Here is a 23,384-nt window from a genome sequence, read left to right as displayed (position 1 = left end):
CTCCCTTCATTCAGTCAACTCCCCTAATCTGCAGTCGATTTGATCCACTCCCGACAGCAGGCAGGGGACCATGAGGAAGCTCTCGCGTACGGCTGTGCCCGCGGTCGCCGCCGCGGTGCTGGGTGTCGCGCTCGCACCGGGGCAGGCGCCGGCGGCAGAACCCGGCACCGCGGCGGCCGGACCGGCCTATTCGTCCACCACCTGGGTCGGCGTCCACAACGCGTACGAGAAATCGAAGTACCCGTACTTCGCGGACGCTCTCGACTCAGGTGCGGGAATGCTCGAACTGGACGTGTGGACGAATGTGTTCGGAAGATCCTTCCGGGTCGCCCACAACAATCCGATAGGCAACGACAACAACTGCGTGAACGCGAAGACGGCGGCCGAGCTGCGTGCCAAGTCGCGCAACCAGGACTTCGGCGGCTGCCTCTCCGACATCCGGGCCTGGCACGACGCCAACCCCGGCCACCCTCCCGTCCTGCTCAAGATCGAGATGAAGGACGGGTTCCAGGACAAGTACGGCCGGGGGCCCGCCGCCCTGGACGCCCTGCTGACGGCCCGGCTCGGTGACGCGCTGTACCGTCCGGCCGACCTGGCGGCCGGTCAGCCCGATCTCGACACCGCCGTCCGAACCCAGGGCTGGCCCGCCCGCTCCGACCTGGCCGGGAAGTTCGTGGTCGAACTCATCCCGGGCACGGTCGAGGAGGGCAACCCGCTGGACACCCTGTGGACCGATCGTGAGTACGCCACGCACCTGCGCACCCTCGCAGCGGCGGGGCGGCTACGGGAGGCCGCCGCGTTCCCCGCGGTGCACGGTGCGCAGGCCGGCGACCCGCGCAGCCGCTACGCCGACGCCTCCCTTCGCCCCTGGTTCGTCCTCTTCGACGGCGACGCCCCCACGTACGCCGGCGGCTCGATCGACACCGCCTGGTACGACCGGAACCACTACCTCGTCGTCATGACCGGCGCCCACGACGTGCCGCCTGCGATCGACGGCACCAACCCCACCGAGGCGCAGGCGCGCGACCGGGTCGGCATGCTGGCCGGCCGGCATGCGAGCGTGGTCTCCGCCGACTGGTACCCGCTGCCCGCCGTCCTGGGCACCGTGGTTCCCCGGGGCACAGCGAGCGCGACGGGCACGACGGCCCGCTAGGGCGGCCGACTGCGCGTCAGCCGGTGCGTGACGGCGACGGCCTGCGCAGTCGCAGTCGCGCGAGCAGTCCCTTCGTCGCCCGCCCGGCCGGCGCCCGGTGACGGGCTGCACCCTCCCGGCGAGGTGACACCGCACGAGTCCACTCGCCGCCCGGGCGGGGTACGGGGATCTCCGAGGCCCCGCCCGGGCCGGTGAAAGCTCTGAGCGGCGTGTCGTGCGGCGAAGCGGGACGCGGCAGCTGCGGCCGGTCGCCGTCCGGGCGGGGGGCAGGGCCCCAGGCACGGGCCTCGTCCAGCGAGAGCGCCAGGCTCATCCGGTGCCACAGGATCTCGTCCGGGTCGTCCGCGAGCAACAGCCGGTCCGTGGCGTCCCGCACCGCGAGCGACTCCGTTCGTCCGTAGGGCGGTTCGGGACGGAGCCGCTCCAGATGCGCCCGCTCGTACGGGTCGTCCACGACCTCCGCCACCTGGACCTGGTCGAGGAGCGACGCGATCGCCGCCGTACGTCCCCAGGGGCCGTCGGCCTGGCGCAGCAGGACGCCGAGGCGCCTCCCCCGCCAGTTACGGGCGCGCCAGTCCTCGCCGTCGTCGAGACTGGCGCGCAGCCCAGCAGGCAGTCTGCCGGCGAGCAGATCCGGGTTGCGTTCGGCGAAGTCCTCAAGGTCCGGGGCCAGATAGAGCCAGACCACCGCCCGGTATCGGTTCAGATAGAACCTGACAGGTGTGAAGTGACCCGTGCGGGCCAGCCTCGTGAAGCGGGTGGGCGTGGTGGAGAGCAGCCTCGCCGCCTCCGCTGTGCCGACGGTCCGGACGCGCTCGCGCAAAGCGTCCGGGAATCCATCGGCCGCGCGCAGCCGGTCGATCTCCTCCTGGGACACCCTGCCCCGGCCCGTGCCCTTCCCCGGTACCGCGCGGATGTAGCCGAGCTGCAGCGCGAGATCGAACTCGCCGCGCTTCAGGTCGAGTGCCGTCGCGGCCCGTCCGAAGGCCATGGTTCCGGGCATGCCGGTGGTCGTCTCGTCGGTCATGTCGGTCTCCCCCGTGTATGACGAACAGTCCCGTGATTCTCAATCACTCTCAGTGACGACTGTAGTCCCCGGCAGGCCCTCGCGCGCGGCCTGTGGATAACCCCCCGCGCCCGCTGCGTCCACGCAGGTGGGCCGACTCAGAACAGGTCGGCAGGCTCAGAAGTCGGACACCGCGACGCGGCCCGGCTGTCGTGCAGCCACGGCGAGATGTTCGCCCACCCGGTTCACCAGCAGTGTCATCTCGTAGGCGACCTGGCCGACATCGGCCTCCGCCGCGCTGAGGACGCACAGGCAGCTGCCTTCGCCCGCGGCGGTGACGAAGAGCATCGCGTCGTCGAATTCGACCATCGTCTGACGGGCCTTGCCCGCCCGGAAATGCCGGCCCGAGCCCCTGGCGAGGCTGTGCAGGCCGGAGGAGACTGCGGCGAGATGCTCCGCGTCCTCCCGGGCGAGGCCTGTGCTGGCCCCGGTGACCAGGCCGTCGTTGGAGAGCACGAGCGCGTGTCGTATGTACTCGACCCGCTTCGTCAGGTCGTCCAGGAGCCAGTCGAGTCCTTTGTCCAGCGCCATATCCGGTCCTCCCCGTTCATATGTTCCCCGTTGCCCCGTGTTGCGCGTAAGCCTTCCGCACTGTCCCCGTCCGGGCAAGGCGTCATACCGGGGCGCATGGCAGCGGAGGGTCGGCTTTCCCCCGCGACCCGCGGCATCGAGGATGACCCGCATGTCGAAGATGTCGGAGGAGCAATGGCGGGCGTTCGTCTCCGAGGGGACGCGCACCGGGAAAGTGTCGACCGTACGGGCGGACGGGAGTCCGCATGTCACACCGGTCTGGTTCGTGCTCGACGGCGACGATGTCGTCTTCAACACGGGAAAGCGTGGTGTGAAGGGGCGGAATCTGGCGCGGGACGGGCGGGTGGCGCTGTGTGTGGACGATGACCGGCCACCGTTCTCGTTCGTGATGATCCAGGGCCGTGCGGAACTCAGCGAGGATCCCAAGGAGTTGCGCACGTGGGCGACGCGGATCGCCGCGCGGTACATGGGCGACGAGCGCGCGGAGGAGTTCGGCGCGCGCAACGGCGTGCCGGGCGAACTGCTCGTGCGGGTCCGTGTCGAGAAGGTGCTGGCCGAGGCGGGTGTCGCTAGCTGACCGAGTTGAGCAGCCGGGCGGTGTGCATCCGCCCGGCGTACTCGACGAGCCGGATCAGCACTTCCTTCCCGGAGTCGCGATCGCGTGCGTCGCACAGCACGACGGGGGTTCCCCGGTCGAGGTCGAGGGCGCGGGAGACCTCGTGCGCACCGTAGGTGCGGGCGCCCACGAAGCAGTTGACTGCGACGACGAAGGGGATGCAACGGTGCTCGAAGTAGTCGACGGCGGGAAAGCTGTCCTCGAGGCGCCGGGTGTCGGCGAGGACGACCGCTCCGAGCGCGCCCTGGGACAGTTCGTCCCACAGGAACCAGAAGCGGTCCTGTCCGGGAGTGCCGAAGAGGTACAGGGACAGTCCTGAGCGGATGGTGATGCGGCCGAAGTCCATCGCGACGGTGGTCGTGGTCTTCTGGTCGACTCCCCCGGTGTCGTCGACCGTCTGTCCTGCCTCGCTGAGCTGTTCCTCGGTACACAGCGGACGGATTTCGCTGACCGCTCCGACGAGGGTCGTCTTGCCGACTCCGAAACCGCCGGCGACCAGTATTTTCAGCGCGAGAGCTGAGGTTTCTCCGCCGGTGCTGCCAGAGAGCTCGGGAGCCATCGATCACTTCTCTCATCGGGTGTGCGCCGCGAGGTCGAACTCCCAGGTCAGAGCCGTCAGGGCCGCCTCGGCGGGCGGGCCGGCTCGACGAGAGGCCGACACCAGTACATCTGTTCTGTGTGGCGTGAGAAGTATGGCAAGCAGGGCTCGGAGCGGGGCGCCGAGATCGCTTTTTGCGTGATGTGACTGTTCTGGACACAAAAGATGTCCGGAACAATTCGCAATTCGCGTGGGCGCGACAGTTGCTGTGGGCCCGGCTCTTCCTGGCGCTCTCTCGACGCAATGCGTCGGGCCGATGCAGATCGCCGCGCACAGATCGCTGCGACGCTGAGCGCCAGGGCCGGAGTACGGGCTACCAGCGGTACCAGCGCGACCTCGTGCCCGCCGCCGTCCCACACGAGATGTGTCGCGAACCGGCCTACGACGGCCTACGACGACCAGTGCGCGGGGCGGGCGAGCGCGCCCGGCAGCTTCGTCTTCGCGTCGCCCTTCGCCTGGTGGAGCTGCGGCTGAGTGAGGAAGATGCTGCCGGTGAGGTCGGCCCCGCTGAGGTCCGCGTCCCGGAAGTCGGCGCCGAGGAGGTCGGCCAGGCGCAGATCGGCGCCGGTCAGGTCAGCGGCGATGAGGCAGGCGCCGCGCAGGTTGGCTCCGTGCAGATCGGCGCCCGCGAGCCTGGCGCCGAGGAGGTCGGCCCCCCGGCGGTTCTTCTTGCGGCCGGGCTTCGCCCCGGCCCGCACGAGCTCGCTCGTACGGAGCAGCACGTCGCCGATCCGCCCTCGCAGTGCGGGAACATCGATGTCCAGGAGGGTGGCGGCGTCCCGCTCCGTGAGAGCTCCGGTCTCGGCGAGAAGACCGCGGAGGGCGGCGTGCAGCGGTCGGGCCGCGGGCAGGGTCAGCGCCTCCGTCAGGTACCAGAGCAGTTCGTGGAGTTGCCGCATCACCGGGAACACGTCGAACATCTGCCGCGCGGTGTCCGGGGCCTGCCGCCAGCTCTGCTTGCTGAAGGTGACCTGCGAGACCTTCTGGCCGGCGCCGAAGCAGTCGTAGACGGTGCAGCCGGAGAAACCCCGCTGCCTGAGCTGTGTGTGGATGCCGCAGCTGAAGTCGGAAAGGAGGTTGGTACAGGGCTGCCCGGCGGGTTTGTCGACGGCGAAGTCGGCCGAGGCCGAGAAGGGCAGCGCAACGCAGCACAGCCCGAAGCAGCTCGCGCAGTCGGCCCGCAGGCGGGACCGGTCCTGGGCGGATGCTGCGTCGTCATGTGTGTCGGGCACTGTGCGGTTCCTCTTCCCTGGTGAGCGTGGGGTTTCCCGGTCCAGTGTCCCCCACGTCGGCGATCGCTCGTGCGGCGCGTGCGGCGCCTGCCGTCGCGTGTGCGGTGACGGCCGCGGGACGGGTGCGATTCGTCCTTCGGACGGTTCGTGCTTCGGACCGCGGGCGCACGCCTGCGGAGCGACAGTCGGCGTCGCCGCCCGCGCCCGGCGCCGTCAGCGCCGCGCTTGGTGCTGGTGCTGGTGCTGGTGCCGGGCGGCTGAGACTGTGCGACCTTGGCCATCGGGTTCGCCCCTGGTTCCTCTATGCGCCTCGCACGCTCTCCGGCTCCCCCCGCGTGCTCCGCGATGCGCCCCTCAGACACTCCGGTTCGCGCCGGCCGCTCCTCGATTCACCCCGCCCGCTTGCCGAGCGTGTCCACCGCGCCGATCACCCGGTCCCAGAACTTCTCCTGGTCCAGGGTCACCGCGACCCGCGCGTTGACCGGCCGGTCCAGGTACTGGTGCAGGTCCACCACCGTCGCCCCGCGCGTGTGCTCTCCGCGCAGTTCGACGGCCACGCCGGCGTCGGCGCAGTGCACGATCGCCGGGTCGATGACGCGGGCGACCGCGACGGGGTCGTGCAGCGGCGGGGCTTCGAAGCCCCACAGCCGCCGGTAGGTGGAGGCGAAGAAGGTCATCAGCTCGGCGCAGATACGGCCGAGCGGGGTGCCGAGTCCTTCGAGGCGGGCGAGGACGTCGGGGGTGGCGAGCGCCTGGTGGGTGACGTTGAGCCCGCACATGGTCACGGGCAGGCCGCTGCGGAGGACGATGTCGGCGGCCTCTGGGTCGACGTAGATGTTGAACTCGGCGGCCGGGGTGCGGTTTCCGCGCTCCGTGGAGCCGCCCATGAGCACGATCTCGCGGATGTGCGCGGTCACGTCGGGGTACCGGGTCAGCAGCAGGGCTACGTTCGTCAGTGGGGCTGTCGGAACGAGGGTGACCGGCTCCGGATGCTCCGTCAGGATCCGGTGCATGAGGTCCACGGCGTGCTCGGGGACGACGTCCACGGTCGGTTCGCCGAAGCTGGGTCCGTCCATGCCCGACTCGCCATGGACGTCGTCCGCCACATACAGCGGCTGGACGAGTGGCCGCGCGCAGCCGGCCGCGATGGGGACATCGGTGATTCCGGCGGCGGTGCAGATCCTGCGGGCGTTCAGGGTGGTCTTCTCGAGCACCTGGTTGCCCGCGACCGTGGTGATCGCGAGCAGGTCGATCGCGGGATCCCCGGCCGCGAGCATGATCGCGACGGCGTCGTCGTGCCCGGGGTCGCAGTCGATGATGATCGGGACTGGCACGGTGCTCCTCGGTGTCGGGACCGGGACAGGAACATCACCAGTGTGCCCCCGCGAGGGCGCCTTGCCCGCTGCGTCACACGCTGTTGGCGACTCTTCGGAGGACATTGACCGCTTCAGAGCGCCCTGAGTCCCGCGATCACCTCCCGAAGGATCCTTTCATCGGGCAGCTGCGCGGGAGGTACGGGCCGGCTGACCGTGACGTGCCCGGCTTCGAGGAGGTCGCCGAGGAGGACGCGGACGACGCCGACGGGCAGATCGCACTCGGCCGCCAGCTCGGCCACCGACTGGGTCTCGGTGCGGCAGAGTTCGAGCAGGGCCCGGTGCTCGGGGCCGAGGAGGGACTCCGCGGCCCGGTCCACCGCGTCGGCGGCGGCGTCGACGAGTGCGATGAGGTCGAAACGTACGGCGCCGGGGCCCGGCCGGGTGCGGCCCCCGGTCATGGCGTACGGACGGACAAGAGGTCCCGCTTCGGCGTCGTACCAACGGCTGCCCGGGTGTTCCTGGTCGCCGTCGCCGGCATCGTTCATGGCGATGAAGCCTCCCTCCGGTCAGCCGGCGGCGGGCGGGGTGGTGGAGATTCGTGGCGGGGTGTGCAGGTGTTCGCCCACGCGCTTGACGAGCCGGGCCATCTCGTAGGCGATGAGGCCGATGTCGGCGGTCACGGAGCTGAGGACGGCAAGACAGGAACCGTCGCCCGCGGCGGCGACGAAGAGGAATCCCTCGTCCATCTCGACCATCGTCTGGCGGACTCCCCCGGTGCGGAAGTGACGGCCCGCGCCCTTGGCGAGGCTGTGGAATCCGGAGGCGACGGCGGCGAGGTGTTCGGCGTCCTCGCGGGTCAGGCCGTTCGAGGCGCCGACAGCGAGGCCGTCGTTGGAGAGGACGACCGTGTGCCGGACCTCGGGCACGCGCAGCACCAGGTCGTCGAGCAGCCAGTCGAGCTCTCCGGAGCGGTGGTGCGGGGCGATCCTCTCGTTATCGATCATGCGTCGTCTCCTTCGTCGCTGTGGATGGTCCGGCCGGGGGCGGCGCCGCCGCCGCGGGTCCAGCCGGCGCGGTAGGCGGCCATCCGGTCCCTGGCCTGTTCCGGGGTGCGTTCCGGGGTCCGTTCCGGGGTGTCGTACGCGGTGCCGGCTGCTGCGTCCGCGGGTGCGGGACAGGGGGCTTCGCGCAGTTGGGGGACGAGGCTGGCCTGTCTGACCCGGCGTGGGAGGCCGCCCCCGTCGTCCCGGGCGGGGAGCTCGGAGTGGAGCCGGGGCCGCGGCTCCGACTGCTCGTGGGGGCCGGTCTCGGTGTGGGCGGACTGCGGGCGGCCGCGCAACCGCAGGGCGATGACTCCGGGAGGCGGTGGTGGGCCGTCCCCATGGACTTCAAGGTCGCGGCGGACGGTTGGTTCGGGCGCGAACGGTGCCGCCTCCGCGGCGGAACGCTCCGTGGACGGAGCGGCCGACGCGGCGGAACCCGCCGGCAGTGCGCTCTGCAGCAGCGGCGTCGGGATCAGAACGACGGCGGTGGTCCCCCCGTACGGCGAGGTCCGAAGCCGCACCTTGATGTCGTGGCGGGCGGAGAGCCTGCTGACCACGAACAGTCCGAGCCGGTCGCTGTCGAAGAGGTCGAGCGCCTCCGACTGTTCGATGCGCCGGTTGGCCTCGGCGAGGGCTTCCTTGCCCATGCCGAGGCCGCGGTCCTCGATCTCCAGGGCGTAGCCGTTGCCCACGGGTTCGCCGCTGACCCGGACCTTGGTGTGGGGCGGGGAGAACTGGGCGGCGTTCTCGACGAGTTCGGCGAGGAGGTGGGTGAGGTCCGCGACGGCGGCGCCGACGACGGCACTCTCGGGCAGCTGCCGCACCTCCACGCGTGCGTAGTCCTCCACTTCGGAGACGGCGGCGCGTACGACGTTGGTGAGGGGTACGGGCATGCGCCAGGCGCGGCCGGGGGCTGCGCCGGAGAGGATGATCAGGCTTTCGGCGTGGCGGCGCATGCGGGTGGTCAGATGGTCGAGCCGGAACAGGTCGCCGAGCTCGTTCGGGTCTTCGGCGCGCCGCTCCATGCTGTCGAGCAGATTGAGCTGCCGGTGGACGAGGACCTGACTGCGGCGGGCGAGGTTGACGAAGACTCCGGAGATTCCGCGGCTGAGTTCCGCGCGTTCGACGGCGGCGCCGAGCGCGGCCCGGTGCACGGTCGAGAGGGCTTCGCCGACCTCGGCGATCTCGTCCTGCGGGGCCGGCCCCGGCGGGGCTTCGGCCTGTACGTCGAGTTCCTCGCCGGAGCGGAGCCGGCGCATGGCGTGGGGCAGTTTGTGCCGGGCGATCTCGAGGGCGGTGTTGCGGAGGCTGACGAGTTCGACGACGAGGGCGCGGCCGATGCGTACGGAGATGACGAGCGAGGCGGCGACGGCGGCGAGTCCGAGGAGTACGGCGGCCCCGGCGGCGGTGAACAGGCCCTGGCCGAAGGGGTCGGCGCGGTCGGCGGCGCTCCGCCGGGCGCCGGTCTCGATGTCCCGCATGACCGTGCGCACGGTGCTGTGGGCCGCGTCCCAGGTGGTGGCCGGTACGGCCTCGGCGGCCCGGCGTCCCGCCGGTGCGGCGAGGGTCTTGTCCTCGGCGGATCGCAGTGTCCGGTAGGCGCTCTGTTCGGTGAGTTCGCGCCAGGCGGCGCGCTCGGGGGCGCGCAGATCGTCGACGGCGGACTCGGTGAGGGCGAGTCGGGTCTCGACGGCGCCGTTGAACAGCCTCATCCTCTGCGCGCTGAAGGTCCGAGCGGTCCGGGCGGAGGCGAGCAGGGCGTCCTCGCGGGCGAGCATTTCGGCGGCGCGGCCGAATTCGAGGAGCACGCGGGCGTCGGAGCCGGGTCCGGAGTCCTGGATTCCGGTGAGCGCGCCCGCGACGCCGAAGGCCGAGGTGATGGTGGCCGTGTACTTCTCGTACGTACGGTCCCAGTCGGCGTTGCGGTCGAGGACGGAGGTGCGCAGGCCCCGCAGTTCGCGGCCTCCGGTGATGAGCCGGTCGAGCCGGCCGGCGACCGCCGCGGGGAGGTCGCCCCTGTCGGCGACGGTGTGCGAGTCGTCGAGCGACAGCTTCGCGAGGGCGGCGTCGGTGAGTGCGGCCTGCTGCTGGAGTTCGGTCGCGCGCTCGGAGGCGGGGGCGGCGATCTGACGGAGAGCGGCGCGGCGTTCGGCCTGCAGGGCGGTGACGGCTTCGGCGACGGGTCCGCGGATGCCGTCCTCGACGTCCTGGAGCTGGCGCAGCCGGGCGACGTCCTGGGCGGTGGTGACGGTGGCGAAGCCCCAGAGGGCGAGGAGGGAGACGACGGGGACCATCAGCAGCGAGATGATCTTGGCGCGTACCGTTCTGGGGCGCAGCTGCCACTTTTCGCGGCGGCCGTCGTCCGGCCGTGCTGCTGACGGATCGCGGTCCGTTGCCGGTTCCGGCCGTTCGTCCGCGGGTGGTCCGGCGTGGGCGCGGCGTCCGCGTGTTCCCGGCGCGGCCGGTGCGACAGGCGGGTGCGCATGCGGTGGCGGCGCATCGGCGCCGGACGTGCTGCGAGGTGTGCGCATGGCCTCCTCGTTCCGGGTGCGGGGCGGTGGGGGTGCGGCGGGCGGGGCAGCGTTACGGCGTGGTGGGTGCGGCGTTCGAGGGAGCGGTAGGGGTGTTGGTGGGCACGCCGGCCGGTCCGGTGGTCCGCGCGGCCGACGCGTAGGCGGCACGTTCCCCCGCTGTCGGGGAGAGGGCCACGAAGGCGGAGGTGAGGAAGAGGTAGGACCCGAGGCCGACGGCGAGGGGGAAGATGAACTGCATGGCCGTGGCCCCGGGCAGTGTCCCGCCCGACGGTTCGACGCGCACGCTCACCGCGAACATTCCGGTGTAGTGCATGCTGCTGACCGCGGCGCCCATGACGAGCGAGGCGATGGCGACCGCGACGGGCGACTTGATGTTGAGTGCCGCCCAGAGGGCGGCGGTCGCGGCGACGACGGCGATGGCGACGGAGAGCGCGATGAGGAGCGGGTCGTAGCGCACCTCGCCGTGCAGTCGCAGGGCGGCCATGCCGAGGTAGTGCATGCTGGCGACGCCGAGTCCGGTGGTGAGGCCGCCGAGCAGCAGGGCGCGGACACGGTCGCGGCCGTAGCCGACGGCGAAGACTCCCGCGCCGACGACGAGCATGGCAACGAGCAGGCTGAGGATGGTCAGCGGCACGTTGTAGCGAATGTCGCTGCCGGTCACGCCGAAGCCCAGCATGGCGACGAAGTGCATCGTCCAGATACCTGTGCCGATGGCGGAGGCCGCGGTGACGAGCCAGTTGCGGCGCGAGCGGCCGGTCGCGTCGAGAGCGCGTACGGTGCAGCGCAGCCCGAGGGCGGCGCCGATGCACGCCATCACGTACGACAGCACGGGGGTCAGCCAGCCGAAGGCGGCGTGGTCCAGGTGTCCCATGGCTCAGGGACGCTAGTCCTCGAGGGGGCGCACGGTTGGGGCGCATTTCGAAAGCTGATGGAATATGACAGAGAGATGTTTCCGAACGATCGCACCTGGCTCGAACGTGCGCACCGTACGTCTGTCTGAGGGACGGATGCAGGATCGGCGAGGGCCTGCGGGATCATGTCCCGCATGAGCGACGACCACACGCACGTACAGGAGTTCTTCGGTGCCCGCGCGGCCGGCTGGGACGCGCGCTTCCCCGACGACGGCCCGGCCTACGCCGCCGGGGTCGCCGCGCTCCGCCTGCGCCCGGGCCAGGCGGTTCTGGACGCGGGCTGCGGCACCGGGCGTGCGTTGCCCGCGTTGCGGGAGGCCGTCGGGCGGGCAGGCACCGTCGTCGGCGCCGATCTGACCCCGGCGATGCTGACGGCCGCGGTCCGGGCCGGGCGGGACCGCGCCGGATCGCTGGTGCTCACCGATGTGGCGCGGCTGCCGATGCGTTCGCGGTCGCTCGACGCGGTGTTCGCGGCCGGTCTCGTCGCGCATCTGCCCCGGCCCGCGGAGAATCTGCGCGAGTTGGCGCGAGTGGTGCGCAACGGCGGGCGGCTGGCGCTGTTCCATCCCATCGGGCGGGCCGCGCTGGCCGCACGCCAGGGCCGGCAGATCACCGAGGACGATCTGCGTGCCGAGCCCAATCTCCGTCCGTTGCTGGACGGTTCGGGCTGGCGGCTGGTCTCGTACGCCGATGAGGACGCGCGCTTCCTGGCCCTGGCCGTACGTCAGGACTGAGGCACCGCCTCCGTCACCGTGCCGGTCGCCGCCCACGGAGCCGCTGCCGGCGGCGGTCACACGCGGGTGCGGGTCGAGGGTCGGCCTCGGTGAGCACCAGCCGTGACACGAGCCCGGGCCGCCGGTTGGCCAGGGCGATCGCCACCGCCCCGCCCATGCTGTCTGCACGTACACCCGCGCGGGCCCATCTCCCGCGGCCCCCACCCCCGCGGACTCCGTCCGCCCGATGAGGCTTCCCCGAGCGTCGAATCCGGCCTGTTGCATCCGTATGTCCCCCCTGTACTCCGGATCCTCGGCCCTCGGCCGTTCGGATCCTCGCCGCTGGTTCTCCGGCGGCAGCGCGCACCCTGTACCCCGCCATCAAGCGGCTGGAGAGGAACGGTCTCCTGGTCCGTGAGAGCCGGCCGGGTCAGGCCGCTGCACCCCGCCACGTCCTCACCCTCACCGCCGCGGGCCGCCAGGAGCTGCTGCACCGGCTCGCCGAACCCGTGCAGCAGGACATCACCGACGAGAACCGCTGGTTCACGGTGCTCGCCTTCCTCCGCCATCTCCCGGACGCGCGGGCCCGGGCCGCGGTGCAGCGGCAGCGGCTGGAGTTCCTGGAGCAGCCGGCCGGCTTCTTCTACGAGGGCGACCGGCCGCGGCGGGCCGAGGAGCTCGACGCCCCGTACCGGCAGGGCATGCTCACCATCGCCCGCGCCACGAGCAAGGCGGAACTGGCGTGGCTGCGGCCCTTGTTGCGGGAAGACTTGTCGGACCGGCGGACTGCGCCGGACGGGTGAACCGTGCAGGGGAAGGGGCCAGGGTGTTCGACAGAGTCAGGGGCATCGTCCGCAAGCTCCGTGTGTCCGGCCGCGGCGAGGAGAGGATCCCGGCGGCGTCCGCGCCCGGGCGGTCGCGGCAGCACAACATTTTCGAGGCCGCGGCGACGTATGTGTCCGCGTGCGCCGAGGACGATCAGCAGGGCATCGACGAGGCGTCGAGCTGGGTGTCCCCCGAGGCACTGTCCTTCGGGGTGAACGAACTGGCCTGCCGCGCGGTCATCGCCCTGGCACGTGAGCGGGACGAGTCACCGCAGTCCGTGGCGCGCAGTCTCCTCGGGCTGCCCGCCGCCTGACGCCGCGAGGGCCGGGTGCACAGCGGGGCGGACGAGTTTCCCGCCGTGAACCCTCGACTACGGGGTTACCCACTGGTTAGGGTGCGCCGACGAACGATCGGATCGGGAGGGTGCTGTGGCCGGGACGGATGAGGCTGTCGACAACGACGCGCTCTATGTGCTGACCGCTCTGCTGCTGACACCCGCCCAGTTCCCCAGTGTGCTCGGCGACGACTACCCGGCGGCGTGCGCGTCGCTGGGACTCGAGCCGTACACCGAGGGGTACGGACTGGTCCTCGGCCAGGACGGCGGCGGCGCCCGGTGGACGGTCGTGATCGACGACGTGTCGCTGGTGGCGGTCGCGATCGCTTCGTGGGACTGCGGGATGGAGTACGACCTGTCGCCCAGTGACCGTACGGTCGTCGCCTCCCTGCCCGGCTGGCCGCTGGCCGTCGCGACCGTCGCACCGGGTGTCCCCGCACCCCACGACCCGGACGAGGAGGAGGGCGGCGGCCCACCGCTCACCCCGCCCGAAGCGGACACCTGGGGCCCCGTTCAGCGCCGCCTGGGCGCGGACGAGATCGCCCAGCAGTGGGCGGGCTGGCGTGCGCAGGTGGCGGAAAAGGTGACGTTCGCCGAGCCCGACGCGCCGGAGGAGGAGCGGGCGACGCCGCACGAGGGGGTGCGGCGGGTGCTCAAGGAACTTCACGGCTATGTGGACGAGGCGCCTCCGCTCGGGCGGGTGCGGTCGAGCTTCGCCCCGGGCGGTGCGCGCATGCTGCGCGCGGACGGGCCGGGCTGGTCCCTGGTGGCCCGGACCGACGACATCGCGTTCGTGCTGCTGGACGAGGAGCCCGGCGAGGTGCTGCCGGTGGGGCGCGGTCCCGAACTGCCCGGTCTGCTGGAGGCGCTGGACAAGATGGCGGTGCGCCCTTCCTGAGGCGTCTCCTGAGCCCCGCCTCCTGGGGCCTGTCTTTCGGATCTTGCCGGGCTCGCGTGCCCTGGCACGCGCGCTCGCTGATCCGGCCTGATCCGAAAGACAGGCCCCGGATCCCACATGGCGGGTGGGTGTGAGGTGTGGGCCCGGCCCATGGCTGCGCGGACGGGACGACAGCACGATGTGGCGGCGCACCCACCCTTTCGCCGTTCACTCGGAGGCCGCCGCCATGCGTCTGTCCCGCCCGTCATGGAGGACTTCGGTCCTCGCCGCGCTGCTGCTGCTCACCACGCCGTCCCTCGCGGACGCCCGCCCGGCCGAGGCGGAGCCGGCACCCGGCCACTGCGCCGGTCGGAGCGGTCTGGACGTGCCCGGAGCGGACCTCCAGCAGTCGGCCTGCCTCGGGGATCTGACGACCGCGGCACTGGCCGGAACCCCGTACACCGACATGGCGGACCAGGCCGGTCTGGCGGCCGCGGGCACCCACCACCCCTCAGGGGTGCCGGGCATCCAGATCGACGGCCATTTCCCGGACGATTCACGCCTCAACGCCACGCACGGCCGACGGCATGACGCGCAGTTCGTGATCCGGCTGCCCGACCGGTGGAACGGCGGACTGGTCGTCACGGGCGCCCCCGGCACCCGGCGGCAGTACGCCACCGACGCGCTCATCTCCGACCACGTCCTGGCGCAGGGCTACGCGTACGCCGCCACCGACAAGGGCAACACGGGACCGGACTTCTTCACGGACGGCCGCAGCCCGGGGGACGCGGTCGCGGAGTGGAACCGGCGCGTCACCGAGCTGACGCGAGCGGCACAGCGCACAGTACGGCAGCGCTACGGGCGCGGGGCCGGCCAGGACGTACATGACCGGCATCTCCAACGGCGGCTATCTGACGCGCTGGCAGCTGGAGAACCGTCCGGAGCTGTACGACGGGGGCGTGGACTGGGAGGGCGTCCTGTGGACCACGCGTGGACCGAGCCCGCTGACGGGTCTGCCGGTGACGGTGGCCAGGACCCTCGGCCGGGCTGGTGACGACGATCTCCTCGCCGCCGGTTTCGCGCCCGGTTCGCAGTTCCTGTGGCCGTACCACGAGAAGGTCTACTGGGGGCTCACCCAGAAGATCTTCCGTGCCGAGTTCGATCCGTCCTACGACCCGGGCTGCCCGGGTGCTTCGGCGGGCTCCTCGCCGGAGCAGATCTTCGCGGTCTGCCCCTCGGACGCGGAGTACGACCTCGCGTCCCGTCCGCCGTCCGTGCGGCGGGCACTGGCGAAGGTGGCGCTGACGGGCAGGATCGGCAAGCCGCTGATCACGCTGCACGGTGATCTGGACACGCTGCTGCCGATCCGTCAGGACTCGGACGTGTACGCGCGGATGATCGACGGCCGGGGACGCACGGCACTGCACCGCTACTACACGGTCGAGGCGGGTACGCACACCGACGGCCTGTACGACACCCATCCGGACCGGTTGCGTCCGATCCTGCCCTGCTATCGCTCGGCGTTCGCGGCGCTGACCGCCTGGGTGGAGGACGGCGCCGCGCCGCCCGCGGACCGGACGATCCGCAGGCCCGCGGGCGGTGATGTGGTCAACTCCTGTGCGCTGAACTGACGGCCGGGCGCGGCCGGGCGCCGAGCCCCCGTGGGCCGGGCCCCGAGCCCGCAGCTCGGGGCGGCCCGTGCGGCTGGCTCAGACCCGCTCCAGGGGCCGGTGCGGCCCGTCGGGCAGCTCCACCGTGATCGTGTCGCCGGGCCGCACGACTCCGCCCGTCCTGACCACGGACATGATCCCTGCCTTGTGGACGATGTTCCCCTCGTCGTCACGGCCGACGACCTGCCTGAGCAGCCCCTGCTGGAAGGTGTCTATCTGCGCGCAGGGGTTGCGCAGGCCGGTGATCTCGACGGCCGCTTCGTCACCGAGGCGCAGAACCGTGCCGGTGGGAAGGCCGAGCAGGTCTATGCCGCTCGTCGTGATGTTCTCCCCGAGCTCGCCGGGGCGGACCTCGAAGCCCGCCGCGCGCACCTCGTCGAAGAGCTCCTCGTGGATGAGGTGGACCTGGCGGAGATTGGGCTGGGTGGGGTCCTGCGCCACGCGGAAGCGGTGCTTGACGGTCACACCGGCGTGGACGTCGCCCTCCACTCCGAGCCCTTCCAGCAGGGTGATGCTGTCCCGGTTCGGCTTGGTGAACGAGTACTCGCCGTTGCTGCTGACCGTGGTTATCCGTCCGCCGACGCTCATCGCGCGGGGCTCCCCTCTTCCGTGCCGGTGATCGTCTTTGACCTTACCTCCGGCACGGCCGAGGGAGATCTTCCAGGTCAGCGTCCGATCTGCTTGCGGTTGATCCGGCGGAGCCGGCGGCGCTGCGACGGGTCCAGCGCGAAGTAGGCCACCGCGGGCACTCCGACGATCACCAACAACGACAACCAGAATCCGATCAGTGGCATCAGGAGGATGCCTACGGCCACTCCCCCGATGGCGATCTTCGCGCCTGTCGACATTTCGTCGCCTCCTTCGCAGCCCCGAGGCCGCTCCTTGCTGTGAGAACGCGTCCGCGAGACCTCCGGTTCCACTATGCGCCGGTTTCCTGCCGCCGGCGGCGCCGCGCCTCGTCCGCGCGGAGCTCTCCGCCGACCTCGTGCATATGGCCGAGGGCCTGACGGTACGAATCGATCAGGCCGGTCTCCGTGTACGGCATGGCGAGCCGGCGGCAGTGGGCGCGTACCAGCGGCTGGACGAGACGCAGATGGGGGCGGGGCATGCTCGGGAAGAGATGGTGCTCGATCTGGTAGTTGAGACCGCCGAGGAACCAGTCGGTGAGCATGCCACCGCGGATGTTCCGGGAGGTCAGGACCTGCCGCTGCAGATGGCCCCAGCGCTCGCCGCTGTCCGGGTCGGGCATCTCCATGCCCTTGTGGTTCGGCGCGAACGCCATGCCGAGGTGCAGGCCGAGCAGCATCTGGTGGAGCAGGGCGAAGACGAGGGCCTGGAGCGGGGTGAGGACGGCCAGCAGCAGGCTCGCGTACAAGGCGACATGGGCGAGGAGCAGTCCGCCCTCGACCGCGCGTCCGCCGGCGGACCTGCCCTCCGCCTGCCGGGAGAACACGTGCCGGAAGCCGTAGATCTTGAGGGCGATGCCTTCCAGGGTGGTCAGCGGGAAGAACAACCAGGCCTGGTGGCGGGTGAGCCAGCCGCGGAAGCCGGTGCGGCCCTCGGCGTGGTCCTTGCTGAAGACCAGGACGTCGGGGGCGACATCGGGGTCCTTGTCGGCATGGTTGGGGTTGGCGTGGTGGCGGTTGTGCTTGTCGTTCCACCAGTCCTGGCTCATGCCGAGCAGCAGGTTCCCGTGGCACAGCTGGAGGAGCCGGCTGATCCGTCGGTCCGCGGTGATCTGCGCGTGACCCGCGTCGTGCGCGATGAAGGCGGTACGGGCGGACAGCACGGCGAACGGTACGGCGAGCGGCATGACCCACCAGGACGGGCCGATGAACACCATGGCGGTGACGACGGCGGCCAGGGCGAGCAGGTTGACGGTGATGACACGTGCGTACCAGCCGGTGCGGCGTTCGAGGAGGCCCTGCTCCCTGGCAGTCCGCAGCAGGGGCGCGAAGTCACTGCCCACGGACCGCGCGGAGCGGCCGCCGGGAGGCGGGGCGGGCTCGGCGACGAGGGCGGTTGCGGTGGCCTGGGCCATGGTGGTCTCCGGTCTCTCGGCCGTCGCGCCGGCCGGGCGCGTTCGACTTCGGGGCTGCTCTGACCTGAAGAAACGTATGAACTGGTGACCCTTCGCAACCATGGCGCCACCACCCGGAAGCAGCCGGGGGGATGCCGGTGGGGCGGGGTGGTGCTGGCTCCACCCCTTTCGGGGGCGTCCTGGGGTATCCTCGGCCGCTCCGGCTCGCAGTAGTCAAATTTGAGGAATGCGCCATCGCTGTGCACACGCTCCCCGCGGCAACGCTCTCCGACATCGCCGAACTCATCCCCTGCTCCGCTGTCTTCCTGCCCGCGGATCCGGCCCGCGCGGGCCGGATCGCGTTCTGGCGGCCGGACGACGGCGCACCGCCCGCCGGCCCCGGGCCCTCCGGGGAACTGACCGTGGCCGCGGCGGGTGGCCGCACCCACGCGGTACGGGCCCGGCTGCTGTCCGTACGGGACGCCCTGCCGGTCCTCACCCGCGCGCGGGTGTCCGCGGACGCCTCCCCCGCTGCGGCGTTCTGGGGCACCGCGACCGTCGTCGCTCTTCAACTCGCTGCGCGGGGACTGCTGTTGCCCGGCCTCACCGCGACCGACCAGGATGCCTGGCGGGCCGGACCGCTGACCGCCGAGGACCTGGACCGCATCCGTACGCTCGCGGCCTCGATGCCGCCCACCGCGCACGCCGTACCGCTCGATGCCGCCGCGCGGCCCCTGATGCTGCCCGAGCCCGAGCGGCTGCTGAGGGCGTTCCTCGACGCGGTCGCGGACGGGCTCCCGCGCACGCCCGCCGCTGTGCTCGCAGCCGGCGCGGACGCGTTCGCCGCGCAGGAGCCGCAACGGCTGCCGCAGGCGCGCGCCTGGGCGCAGGATGTGGCCGCGGGCCACGACGCCGGCGTACGGCTGTCGCTGCGCGTCGAAGTACTGGGCCTGACCGGCGGCGACGCAGCGGCACCGTCCTTCCGGGCCGTGCTGCAGATGCACAGCGTCAGCGACCCCGCGCTCGTCGCGGACGCGGCAACGGTGTGGGCGGGCGGACAGGACGCCGCCTTCGGCCCGCGCGCCCGCATGGACGCACTTCTCGCGCTGCGCCGCGCCGCACGCGCCTGGGCCCCGCTCACACCGCTGCTGTCGGCGGCCCTGCCGGACGCGATCGAACTCGCCGACGAGGAGGTCACGGAGCTGCTCGGTGAGGCATCGCGGGCGCTCGCCGCGACCGGCGTGCAGGTGCACTGGCCCCGGGAACTGGCACGCACACTGACGGCGCGAGCGGTCATCGGCCCACAGGAGAAGGCCGAGGGCCCCGGCGCGGATCCGGTGGGCTCCGGGATGCCGTCGTTCCTCTCGGCGGACGCACTGCTGGAGTTCAACTGGCGGTTCGCGCTGGGCGACCAGCGGCTGACCCGCGCGGAACTGGACCAGCTCGCCGAAGCCGGCAGGCCCGTGGTGCGGCTGCGCGAGCAGTGGGTTCTCATCGACCCCGAGGAGGCCCGGCGCGCCCGCGCACACCAGGACCACAAGCTCACCCCCGTCGACGCGCTCGGCGCCGTACTGACCGGCTCCACGGAGGTGGACGGGCACCGGGTCGAGGTCCGGGCATCGGGTTGGCTGGAGCGGCTGCGGGAACGGCTGGCCGATCCCGAGGGCGGCCGCCTGGAGGTCGCCCAGCCGGCCGCGCTCGCCGCGACGCTGCGCGACTACCAGCTGCGCGGGCTGAACTGGCTGCACCGGATGACCTCGCTCGGCCTCGGCGGCTGCCTCGCGGACGACATGGGACTGGGCAAGACCATCACCCTCGTCGCACTGCATCTGCACCGGCAGACCGACGGGTCCGCCGCGGGGCCGACGCTCGTCGTCTGCCCGACCTCCCTGATGGGCAACTGGCAGCGGGAGATCGAGAAGTTCGCCCCGGGAACGCCGGTGCGCCGCTTCCACGGGGCGACGCGGACCCTGGAGTCCCTGGCGGACGGCGAGTTCGTGCTCACCACGTACGGGACGATGCGGCTCGACGCCGCGAAGCTCTCGGAAGTGGCGTGGGGCATGGTCGTCGCCGACGAGGCGCAGCACGTCAAGAACCCCTACTCGGAGACGGCGAAACAGCTGCGCACGATCGGGGCGAAGGCGCGGGTCGCGCTCAGTGGCACACCCGTCGAGAACAGTCTGTCCGAGCTGTGGGCGATCCTCGACTGGACGACGCCCGGGCTGCTCGGCCGGCTCGGAACGTTCCGGGCACGGTACGCGCAGGCCGTCGAAGGCGGCGACACAGCGGCCGGCGAACGACTGGCCGCGCTGATACGGCCGTTCCTGCTGCGCCGCCGCAAGTCCGACCCGGGCATCGCGCCCGAGCTGCCGCCGAAGACCGAGACCGACCGGGCCGTCTCCCTCACCGCCGAGCAGGCCGGGCTGTACGAGGCGGTCGTACGGGAGACTCTCGCCGCGATCTCGGAAGCGGGCGGCATGGAGCGGCGCGGCCTGGTGGTGAAGCTGCTGACCGCGCTGAAGCAGATCTGCAACCATCCCGCGCAGTATCTGAAGGAGGAGCGGCCCCGGATCGCGCACCGGTCCGGGAAGCTGGAGCTGCTCGACGAGCTCCTGGACACGATTCTGGCCGAGGACGCGAGTGTGCTCGTGTTCACCCAGTACGTACAGATGGCGCGGCTGCTGGAGCAGCACCTCGCGGCACGCGGCGTACGGACGCAGTTCCTGCACGGCGGTACACCGGTGGCCGAACGGGAGGCGATGGTGCGGCGTTTCCAGGACGGTGACGTACCGGTGTTCCTGCTGTCGCTGAAGGCGGCGGGCACCGGGCTGAACCTGACGCGCGCCGGTCATGTCGTGCACTACGACCGCTGGTGGAACCCGGCGGTCGAGGCGCAGGCCACCGACCGCGCGTACCGCATCGGCCAGACCCAGCCCGTGCAGGTGCACCGGCTGATCGCCGAGGGGACGATCGAGGACCGGATCGCGGACATGCTGGAGCGCAAACGGGAGCTCGCCGACGCGGTGCTCGGCTCCGGTGAGGCCGCACTGACCGAACTGACCGACGCCGAACTGGCGGAGCTGGTCGAGCTGCGAGGGGGCGCGCGATGACGCCGAGCGAGTACGAGGACGAGGACGAGGCCGAGCGGACGTTCGCGGCACTGCCGCCGGAACGGGGCCGGGGTTTCGCGCAGACGTGGTGGGGACGTGTGTGGCTGAAGGCGCTGGAGGACACGGCGCTGGACTCCGGGCAGCTGAAGAAGGGCCGTCAGCAGGCGCGGGCCGGGGCGGTCGGGGCCGTTTCCGTACGGCCGGGGCGGATCACGGCCGTGGTCAAGGACCAGGACGGTTCGGCCTACCGCAGCGATGTGCTTCTGCAGGAGCTGACCGACGACGGGTGGGCCCGGTTCCTGGACATGGCGGTGGACCGGGCGGGCCACATCGCGGCGCTCCTCGACCGGGAGATGCCGCCGCATCTGGTGGAGGACGCGGCGGGCGCCGGAGTCGAACTGCTGCCGGGCATAGGGGACCTGGAGCCCGAGTGCTCCTGCGAGGTGTGGGATCTGTGTCCGCACGCGGCGGCGCTCTGCTACCAGGTGGCGCGGCTGCTGGACCAGGATCCGTTCGTACTGCTCCTGCTGCGCGGGCGCGGGGAGCGGCGGCTCCTGGACGAGCTGCAGGCACGCAGTGCGGCGCGGGCCGAGCACGATGCGCGGCGGGCTCCGGTCCCCGAGGGGGTACCTGCGGACGAGGCGTTCGCCGCGGCGGGCATCCTGCCTGCGCTGCCGGACGCTCCCCCGCTGCCGCCGGAGCCGGGGGTGCCGCCGTCGCTGGAAACGGAGACGGTCCCGGCGCCGGGTGTCGACGCGGACGCACTCGAGCTCCTCGCGGCGGGCGCGGCGGCACGGGCGCGGCGGATGCTGACCCAGGCGCTGGCACCGGGGCATGAACGGACGCCTGTGGAACCCGACTTGACGTTGAGTGAGGATGCGGTGCGGCTGGCCGCGACGGGTGGGCCGGGTGGGGAAACCGCTGTCCCGGCGGCGGTCCTGGCACGGCTCGCGACGGGTTCGGGCCGGCGCCGGGCGGATCTCGACCTCGCGGTCCGCGCCTGGCGGTTCGGCGGGGCTGCGGCGCTCTCGGTCCTGGAGGACGAGTGGGTGCCCGACGAGGAGACGCTCGCCCGGGCGAACGCACGGCTGGCGGAGACCTGGGAGGAGGGCGAGCGTCCACGGCTGCGGGGGGCCGGCGCGGGGCGCTGGACGGTGCTGGGGGCGGACGCGCAGCTGCGGCTGGCCGCCGACGGCCGATGGTGGCCCCTCACCTTGGCGCGGGGCCGCTGGACCGTCGCGGGGCCCCCGGCTCCGGACCCGGCTTCGGCCCTGGCGGCCCTGATTCCGGAGGGGTGACGCCCCGCGCACTCCGGGCCACCGGGTGGATGCGGGCGCCGGGAGCACGAGTACGAGCGTCGGTACGCATGCCGACAGCTGCCTCCGTCGGCATGCGCGCTTCCCGGCTGCCTGGGCGATCAACGTGGGATGCGGCTGCTCTTCCCGCTCCGTAAGCTCGGATACGGGACTGCTCGCCGGAGGGGCACACCACGCGGCGTACGACGCCGCTCACCTCCAGCTCCTTCAGGCGCCGGGCTCGGCACGTCCCTTCGCCTTCGGCAACGCGACATCACGTTCGGCCCGAGAGGCAAGACATGACCACATATCTGATCAATCACCTGCGTATCCCCGGTGGCGTACCGAAGGAAGAGAACCTGGCCTGTCTCGAGCAGGTGGAGGCCACGACAGCGCCCTACGGAGGCAAGTGGCTCGCGGTCGATGCCGAGGTGCAGGTCTTCGAAGGCGCCTGGCCGGGCTCCGTGGTGCTGCTCGAGTTTCCCGACATGGCGGCGGCCACGGCGTGGTACAACTCGACCGAGTACCAGAAGATCCTGTCCCTGCGCACCGACCACGCGATCAGTGACCTCATTCTGGTCGACGGTGTCGGGCCGGAGTTCACACCCGCCGGCTTCGCGCAGCAGATCCGGGCAGCGCTCGCGGCGCCCGCCGGCAACGGCAGCTGACCGTGACGCCTGGCGTCACGCCGGGTGTCGGACCAGCTGCCCAGCGACGCATCGCCACTGATGCCCCTGACGTGGAGCCATTCATGACCACACCGCGGGACCTGTTGATCGTAGCCATGGACATGAACGCCGAGCGTCCTCCGGAGCAAGGCGAACTGTCGCTCGCGCTCGCGGGAGCCGAGGTGATCGATCTCCTGGACGCCCGAGCCGTCGAACTGGACGACGATCGCATCGTGCCGGGCTACCGGCCGGCAATAGCTGATCGCCTGTTGGACGAGGCCGCGTCGTCGCTTGCCCGGCAAGCGCCGTACGAATCGGTCGGCGACTGGCTGTGGCGCAGAGGCCGCGGCCTGGCCGCGGCCTATCTGGCCGCCCTCGAGGCGGAGGGCCAGGTCACTCGGCAGGAACGACGCCGGCTGTTCTCCCGGACGAGTCAGCTGGAGCTGGTCGATTCGCCCGCTCGCCGCCAGGCGGCGGAACGCTGGGCATCGCATGAGCCCGTCCTTGCCGTCCTGGCAGCGGCAGCCGGGATCAGCGGCGAGGGAACCGAGGAAGCCCAGGAAGCGGAGGAAGCCGAGGAAAGCGGAGGCTCGCCGGGCGTGGCCGACGACGCGGTGGCGACAGTGCTCGCCGCGGTCAATGACGCGGTGACGGAACTGGCGGCCGAGCGGCAACGGCGAGACATCCACGAGGCTGCCTTCGACAACATCTGGCGAGGCGAATGACGACGCCACGGTGATACGCAGGGGGGCCGCCCCCCCGGGGGGGGGGGGGCCGCGTGGTGCCCCCGGGTGTGGGGCCCCCCCGCCGGTGGATAGTGGGGTCGGGAAAAATGGGTTGGGGTAGAACGTTCCCCCCCCGCCACAGGAACC

21 protein-coding genes and 2 pseudogenes are annotated in these 23,384 nt (G+C 71.8%); 11 read left to right on the top strand and 12 right to left on the bottom strand.

The features are described from left to right. Positions 1–70 precede the first annotated feature (70 nt). On the top strand, positions 71–1,153 hold the full coding sequence (locus AC0699_RS22825; protein ID WP_478663139.1) for a phosphatidylinositol-specific phospholipase C domain-containing protein: 1,083 nt from the start codon (positions 71–73) through the stop codon (positions 1,151–1,153). Between the two features lie 16 nt (positions 1,154–1,169). Here the strand turns inward: AC0699_RS22825 and AC0699_RS22820 are convergent, their stop codons facing one another. Then, positions 1,170–2,180, bottom strand: a complete 1,011-nt coding sequence (locus tag AC0699_RS22820; protein WP_478663136.1) for a DUF6397 family protein — start codon at positions 2,178–2,180, stop codon at positions 1,170–1,172. 156 nt (positions 2,181–2,336) lie between these two features. Further along, positions 2,337–2,750: a roadblock/LC7 domain-containing protein gene (locus tag AC0699_RS22815; protein ID WP_453667043.1), complete on the bottom strand. Its 414-nt coding sequence runs from the start codon at positions 2,748–2,750 to the stop codon at positions 2,337–2,339. Between the two features lie 151 nt (positions 2,751–2,901). Between AC0699_RS22815 and AC0699_RS22810 the strand changes: the two genes are divergently transcribed. Beyond that, positions 2,902–3,327, top strand: a complete 426-nt coding sequence (locus AC0699_RS22810; RefSeq protein ID WP_478663133.1) for a PPOX class F420-dependent oxidoreductase — start codon at positions 2,902–2,904, stop codon at positions 3,325–3,327. On the opposite strand, the gene AC0699_RS22805 is transcribed toward AC0699_RS22810, so the two are convergent. From AC0699_RS22805 to AC0699_RS22775, 7 genes are all read right to left on the bottom strand, one after another. Next, entirely contained in the window at positions 3,320–3,925 is a 606-nt protein-coding gene (locus AC0699_RS22805) for a GTP-binding protein (protein WP_478663130.1), read from the bottom strand. The two genes, AC0699_RS22810 and AC0699_RS22805, sit on opposite strands and share 8 nt — an antisense overlap. Before the next feature lie 428 nt (positions 3,926–4,353). Next, on the bottom strand, positions 4,354–5,196 hold the full coding sequence (locus tag AC0699_RS22800; RefSeq protein ID WP_478663128.1) for a pentapeptide repeat-containing protein: 843 nt from the start codon (positions 5,194–5,196) through the stop codon (positions 4,354–4,356). Positions 5,197–5,585: 389 nt separating this feature from the next. Then, positions 5,586–6,530, bottom strand: coding sequence for a nucleoside hydrolase (locus AC0699_RS22795; protein WP_478663125.1), 945 nt, complete (start codon positions 6,528–6,530; stop codon positions 5,586–5,588). Positions 6,531–6,643: 113 nt separating this feature from the next. Next, the gene (locus tag AC0699_RS22790) at positions 6,644–7,057 is read right to left on the bottom strand and encodes a DUF742 domain-containing protein (RefSeq protein WP_478663122.1); all 414 of its coding nucleotides are present in this window, start codon (positions 7,055–7,057) and stop codon (positions 6,644–6,646) included. A 21-nt stretch (positions 7,058–7,078) separates the two neighbouring features. Continuing rightward, the gene (locus AC0699_RS22785) at positions 7,079–7,516 is read right to left on the bottom strand and encodes a roadblock/LC7 domain-containing protein (protein WP_469767393.1); all 438 of its coding nucleotides are present in this window, start codon (positions 7,514–7,516) and stop codon (positions 7,079–7,081) included. Beyond that, the gene (locus AC0699_RS22780) at positions 7,513–10,086 is read right to left on the bottom strand and encodes a sensor histidine kinase (RefSeq protein ID WP_478663118.1); all 2,574 of its coding nucleotides are present in this window, start codon (positions 10,084–10,086) and stop codon (positions 7,513–7,515) included. Before AC0699_RS22780 ends, AC0699_RS22785 begins: the two co-directional genes overlap by 4 nt. Before the next feature lie 52 nt (positions 10,087–10,138). Beyond that, positions 10,139–10,960, bottom strand: coding sequence for an MHYT domain-containing protein (locus AC0699_RS22775; RefSeq protein ID WP_478663116.1), 822 nt, complete (start codon positions 10,958–10,960; stop codon positions 10,139–10,141). A gap of 174 nt (positions 10,961–11,134) precedes the next feature. Between AC0699_RS22775 and AC0699_RS22770 the strand changes: the two genes are divergently transcribed. The 5 genes and pseudogenes from AC0699_RS22770 (at position 11,135) to AC0699_RS22750 (ending at position 15,380) form a co-directional block, all read left to right on the top strand. Further along, positions 11,135–11,734 carry a class I SAM-dependent methyltransferase gene (locus AC0699_RS22770; RefSeq protein WP_478663114.1) on the top strand — a complete coding sequence of 200 codons (600 nt, stop codon included), beginning with the start codon at positions 11,135–11,137 and terminating at the stop codon, positions 11,732–11,734. Positions 11,735–12,063: 329 nt separating this feature from the next. Beyond that, positions 12,064–12,516, top strand: a pseudogene (locus AC0699_RS22765) (PadR family transcriptional regulator); the annotation flags it as partial. A 23-nt stretch (positions 12,517–12,539) separates the two neighbouring features. Next, positions 12,540–12,851: a hypothetical protein gene (locus AC0699_RS22760; RefSeq protein WP_478663112.1), complete on the top strand. Its 312-nt coding sequence runs from the start codon at positions 12,540–12,542 to the stop codon at positions 12,849–12,851. Positions 12,852–12,966: 115 nt separating this feature from the next. Next, positions 12,967–13,770, top strand: a complete 804-nt coding sequence (locus AC0699_RS22755; RefSeq protein WP_478663110.1) for a hypothetical protein — start codon at positions 12,967–12,969, stop codon at positions 13,768–13,770. 226 nt (positions 13,771–13,996) lie between these two features. Next, positions 13,997–15,380, top strand: a pseudogene (locus AC0699_RS22750) (tannase/feruloyl esterase family alpha/beta hydrolase). A 78-nt stretch (positions 15,381–15,458) separates the two neighbouring features. Here the strand turns inward: AC0699_RS22750 and AC0699_RS22745 are convergent. From AC0699_RS22745 to AC0699_RS22735, 3 genes are all read right to left on the bottom strand, one after another. Then, complete coding sequence (locus AC0699_RS22745) at positions 15,459–16,007, bottom strand: MOSC domain-containing protein (RefSeq protein WP_478663108.1); 549 nt, start codon at positions 16,005–16,007, stop codon at positions 15,459–15,461. A gap of 77 nt (positions 16,008–16,084) precedes the next feature. After that, a complete protein-coding gene (locus AC0699_RS22740) occupies positions 16,085–16,267 on the bottom strand; it encodes a hypothetical protein (protein WP_453665258.1) in 183 nt (60 codons plus the stop codon). Positions 16,268–16,338: 71 nt separating this feature from the next. Then, on the bottom strand, positions 16,339–17,460 hold the full coding sequence (locus AC0699_RS22735) for a fatty acid desaturase family protein (protein ID WP_478663103.1): 1,122 nt from the start codon (positions 17,458–17,460) through the stop codon (positions 16,339–16,341). A gap of 239 nt (positions 17,461–17,699) precedes the next feature. Here AC0699_RS22735 and AC0699_RS22730 point away from each other — a divergent pair, with 239 nt between their 5' ends. The 4 genes from AC0699_RS22730 to AC0699_RS22715 all read left to right on the top strand — a co-directional run bounded on the left by AC0699_RS22730 (position 17,700) and on the right by AC0699_RS22715 (position 23,237). Beyond that, positions 17,700–20,549: a DEAD/DEAH box helicase gene (locus AC0699_RS22730; protein ID WP_478663101.1), complete on the top strand. Its 2,850-nt coding sequence runs from the start codon at positions 17,700–17,702 to the stop codon at positions 20,547–20,549. Next, a complete protein-coding gene (locus AC0699_RS22725; protein WP_478663099.1) occupies positions 20,546–21,847 on the top strand; it encodes an SWIM zinc finger family protein in 1,302 nt (433 codons plus the stop codon). The genes AC0699_RS22730 and AC0699_RS22725 overlap by 4 nt, the downstream gene beginning before the upstream one ends. A gap of 296 nt (positions 21,848–22,143) precedes the next feature. Then, positions 22,144–22,512, top strand: a complete 369-nt coding sequence (locus tag AC0699_RS22720) for a DUF1330 domain-containing protein (protein WP_478663096.1) — start codon at positions 22,144–22,146, stop codon at positions 22,510–22,512. An 83-nt stretch (positions 22,513–22,595) separates the two neighbouring features. Continuing rightward, positions 22,596–23,237, top strand: a complete 642-nt coding sequence (locus AC0699_RS22715; protein ID WP_478663094.1) for a GPP34 family phosphoprotein — start codon at positions 22,596–22,598, stop codon at positions 23,235–23,237. The last annotated feature ends 147 nt before the right edge of the window (positions 23,238–23,384 follow it).

The organism is Streptomyces sp. NPDC043870 (genome assembly GCF_056435785.1).
Note: the sequence above shows the minus strand (reverse complement) of the source record. Positions and strands in the feature narration are given on the sequence as shown.

What these genes read in the sequence shown, in the direction of transcription:
- AC0699_RS22745 (WP_478663108.1), bottom strand. Translation starts at nt 16,007, where the DNA reads ATGAGCGTCGGCGGACGGATAACCACGGTCAGCAGCAACGGCGAGTAC.
- AC0699_RS22785 (WP_469767393.1), bottom strand. Translation starts at nt 7,516, where the DNA reads ATGATCGATAACGAGAGGATCGCCCCGCACCACCGCTCCGGAGAGCTC.
- AC0699_RS22720 (WP_478663096.1), top strand. Translation starts at nt 22,144, where the DNA reads ATGACCACATATCTGATCAATCACCTGCGTATCCCCGGTGGCGTACCG.
- AC0699_RS22770 (WP_478663114.1), top strand. Translation starts at nt 11,135, where the DNA reads ATGAGCGACGACCACACGCACGTACAGGAGTTCTTCGGTGCCCGCGCG.
- AC0699_RS22820 (WP_478663136.1), bottom strand. Translation starts at nt 2,180, where the DNA reads ATGACCGACGAGACGACCACCGGCATGCCCGGAACCATGGCCTTCGGA.
- AC0699_RS22805 (WP_478663130.1), bottom strand. Translation starts at nt 3,925, where the DNA reads ATGGCTCCCGAGCTCTCTGGCAGCACCGGCGGAGAAACCTCAGCTCTC.
- AC0699_RS22715 (WP_478663094.1), top strand. Translation starts at nt 22,596, where the DNA reads ATGACCACACCGCGGGACCTGTTGATCGTAGCCATGGACATGAACGCC.
- AC0699_RS22775 (WP_478663116.1), bottom strand. Translation starts at nt 10,960, where the DNA reads ATGGGACACCTGGACCACGCCGCCTTCGGCTGGCTGACCCCCGTGCTG.
- AC0699_RS22780 (WP_478663118.1), bottom strand. Translation starts at nt 10,086, where the DNA reads ATGCGCACACCTCGCAGCACGTCCGGCGCCGATGCGCCGCCACCGCAT.
- AC0699_RS22735 (WP_478663103.1), bottom strand. Translation starts at nt 17,460, where the DNA reads ATGGCCCAGGCCACCGCAACCGCCCTCGTCGCCGAGCCCGCCCCGCCT.
- AC0699_RS22825 (WP_478663139.1), top strand. Translation starts at nt 71, where the DNA reads ATGAGGAAGCTCTCGCGTACGGCTGTGCCCGCGGTCGCCGCCGCGGTG.
- AC0699_RS22810 (WP_478663133.1), top strand. Translation starts at nt 2,902, where the DNA reads ATGTCGAAGATGTCGGAGGAGCAATGGCGGGCGTTCGTCTCCGAGGGG.
- AC0699_RS22790 (WP_478663122.1), bottom strand. Translation starts at nt 7,057, where the DNA reads ATGAACGATGCCGGCGACGGCGACCAGGAACACCCGGGCAGCCGTTGG.
- AC0699_RS22815 (WP_453667043.1), bottom strand. Translation starts at nt 2,750, where the DNA reads ATGGCGCTGGACAAAGGACTCGACTGGCTCCTGGACGACCTGACGAAG.
- AC0699_RS22725 (WP_478663099.1), top strand. Translation starts at nt 20,546, where the DNA reads ATGACGCCGAGCGAGTACGAGGACGAGGACGAGGCCGAGCGGACGTTC.
- AC0699_RS22740 (WP_453665258.1), bottom strand. Translation starts at nt 16,267, where the DNA reads ATGTCGACAGGCGCGAAGATCGCCATCGGGGGAGTGGCCGTAGGCATC.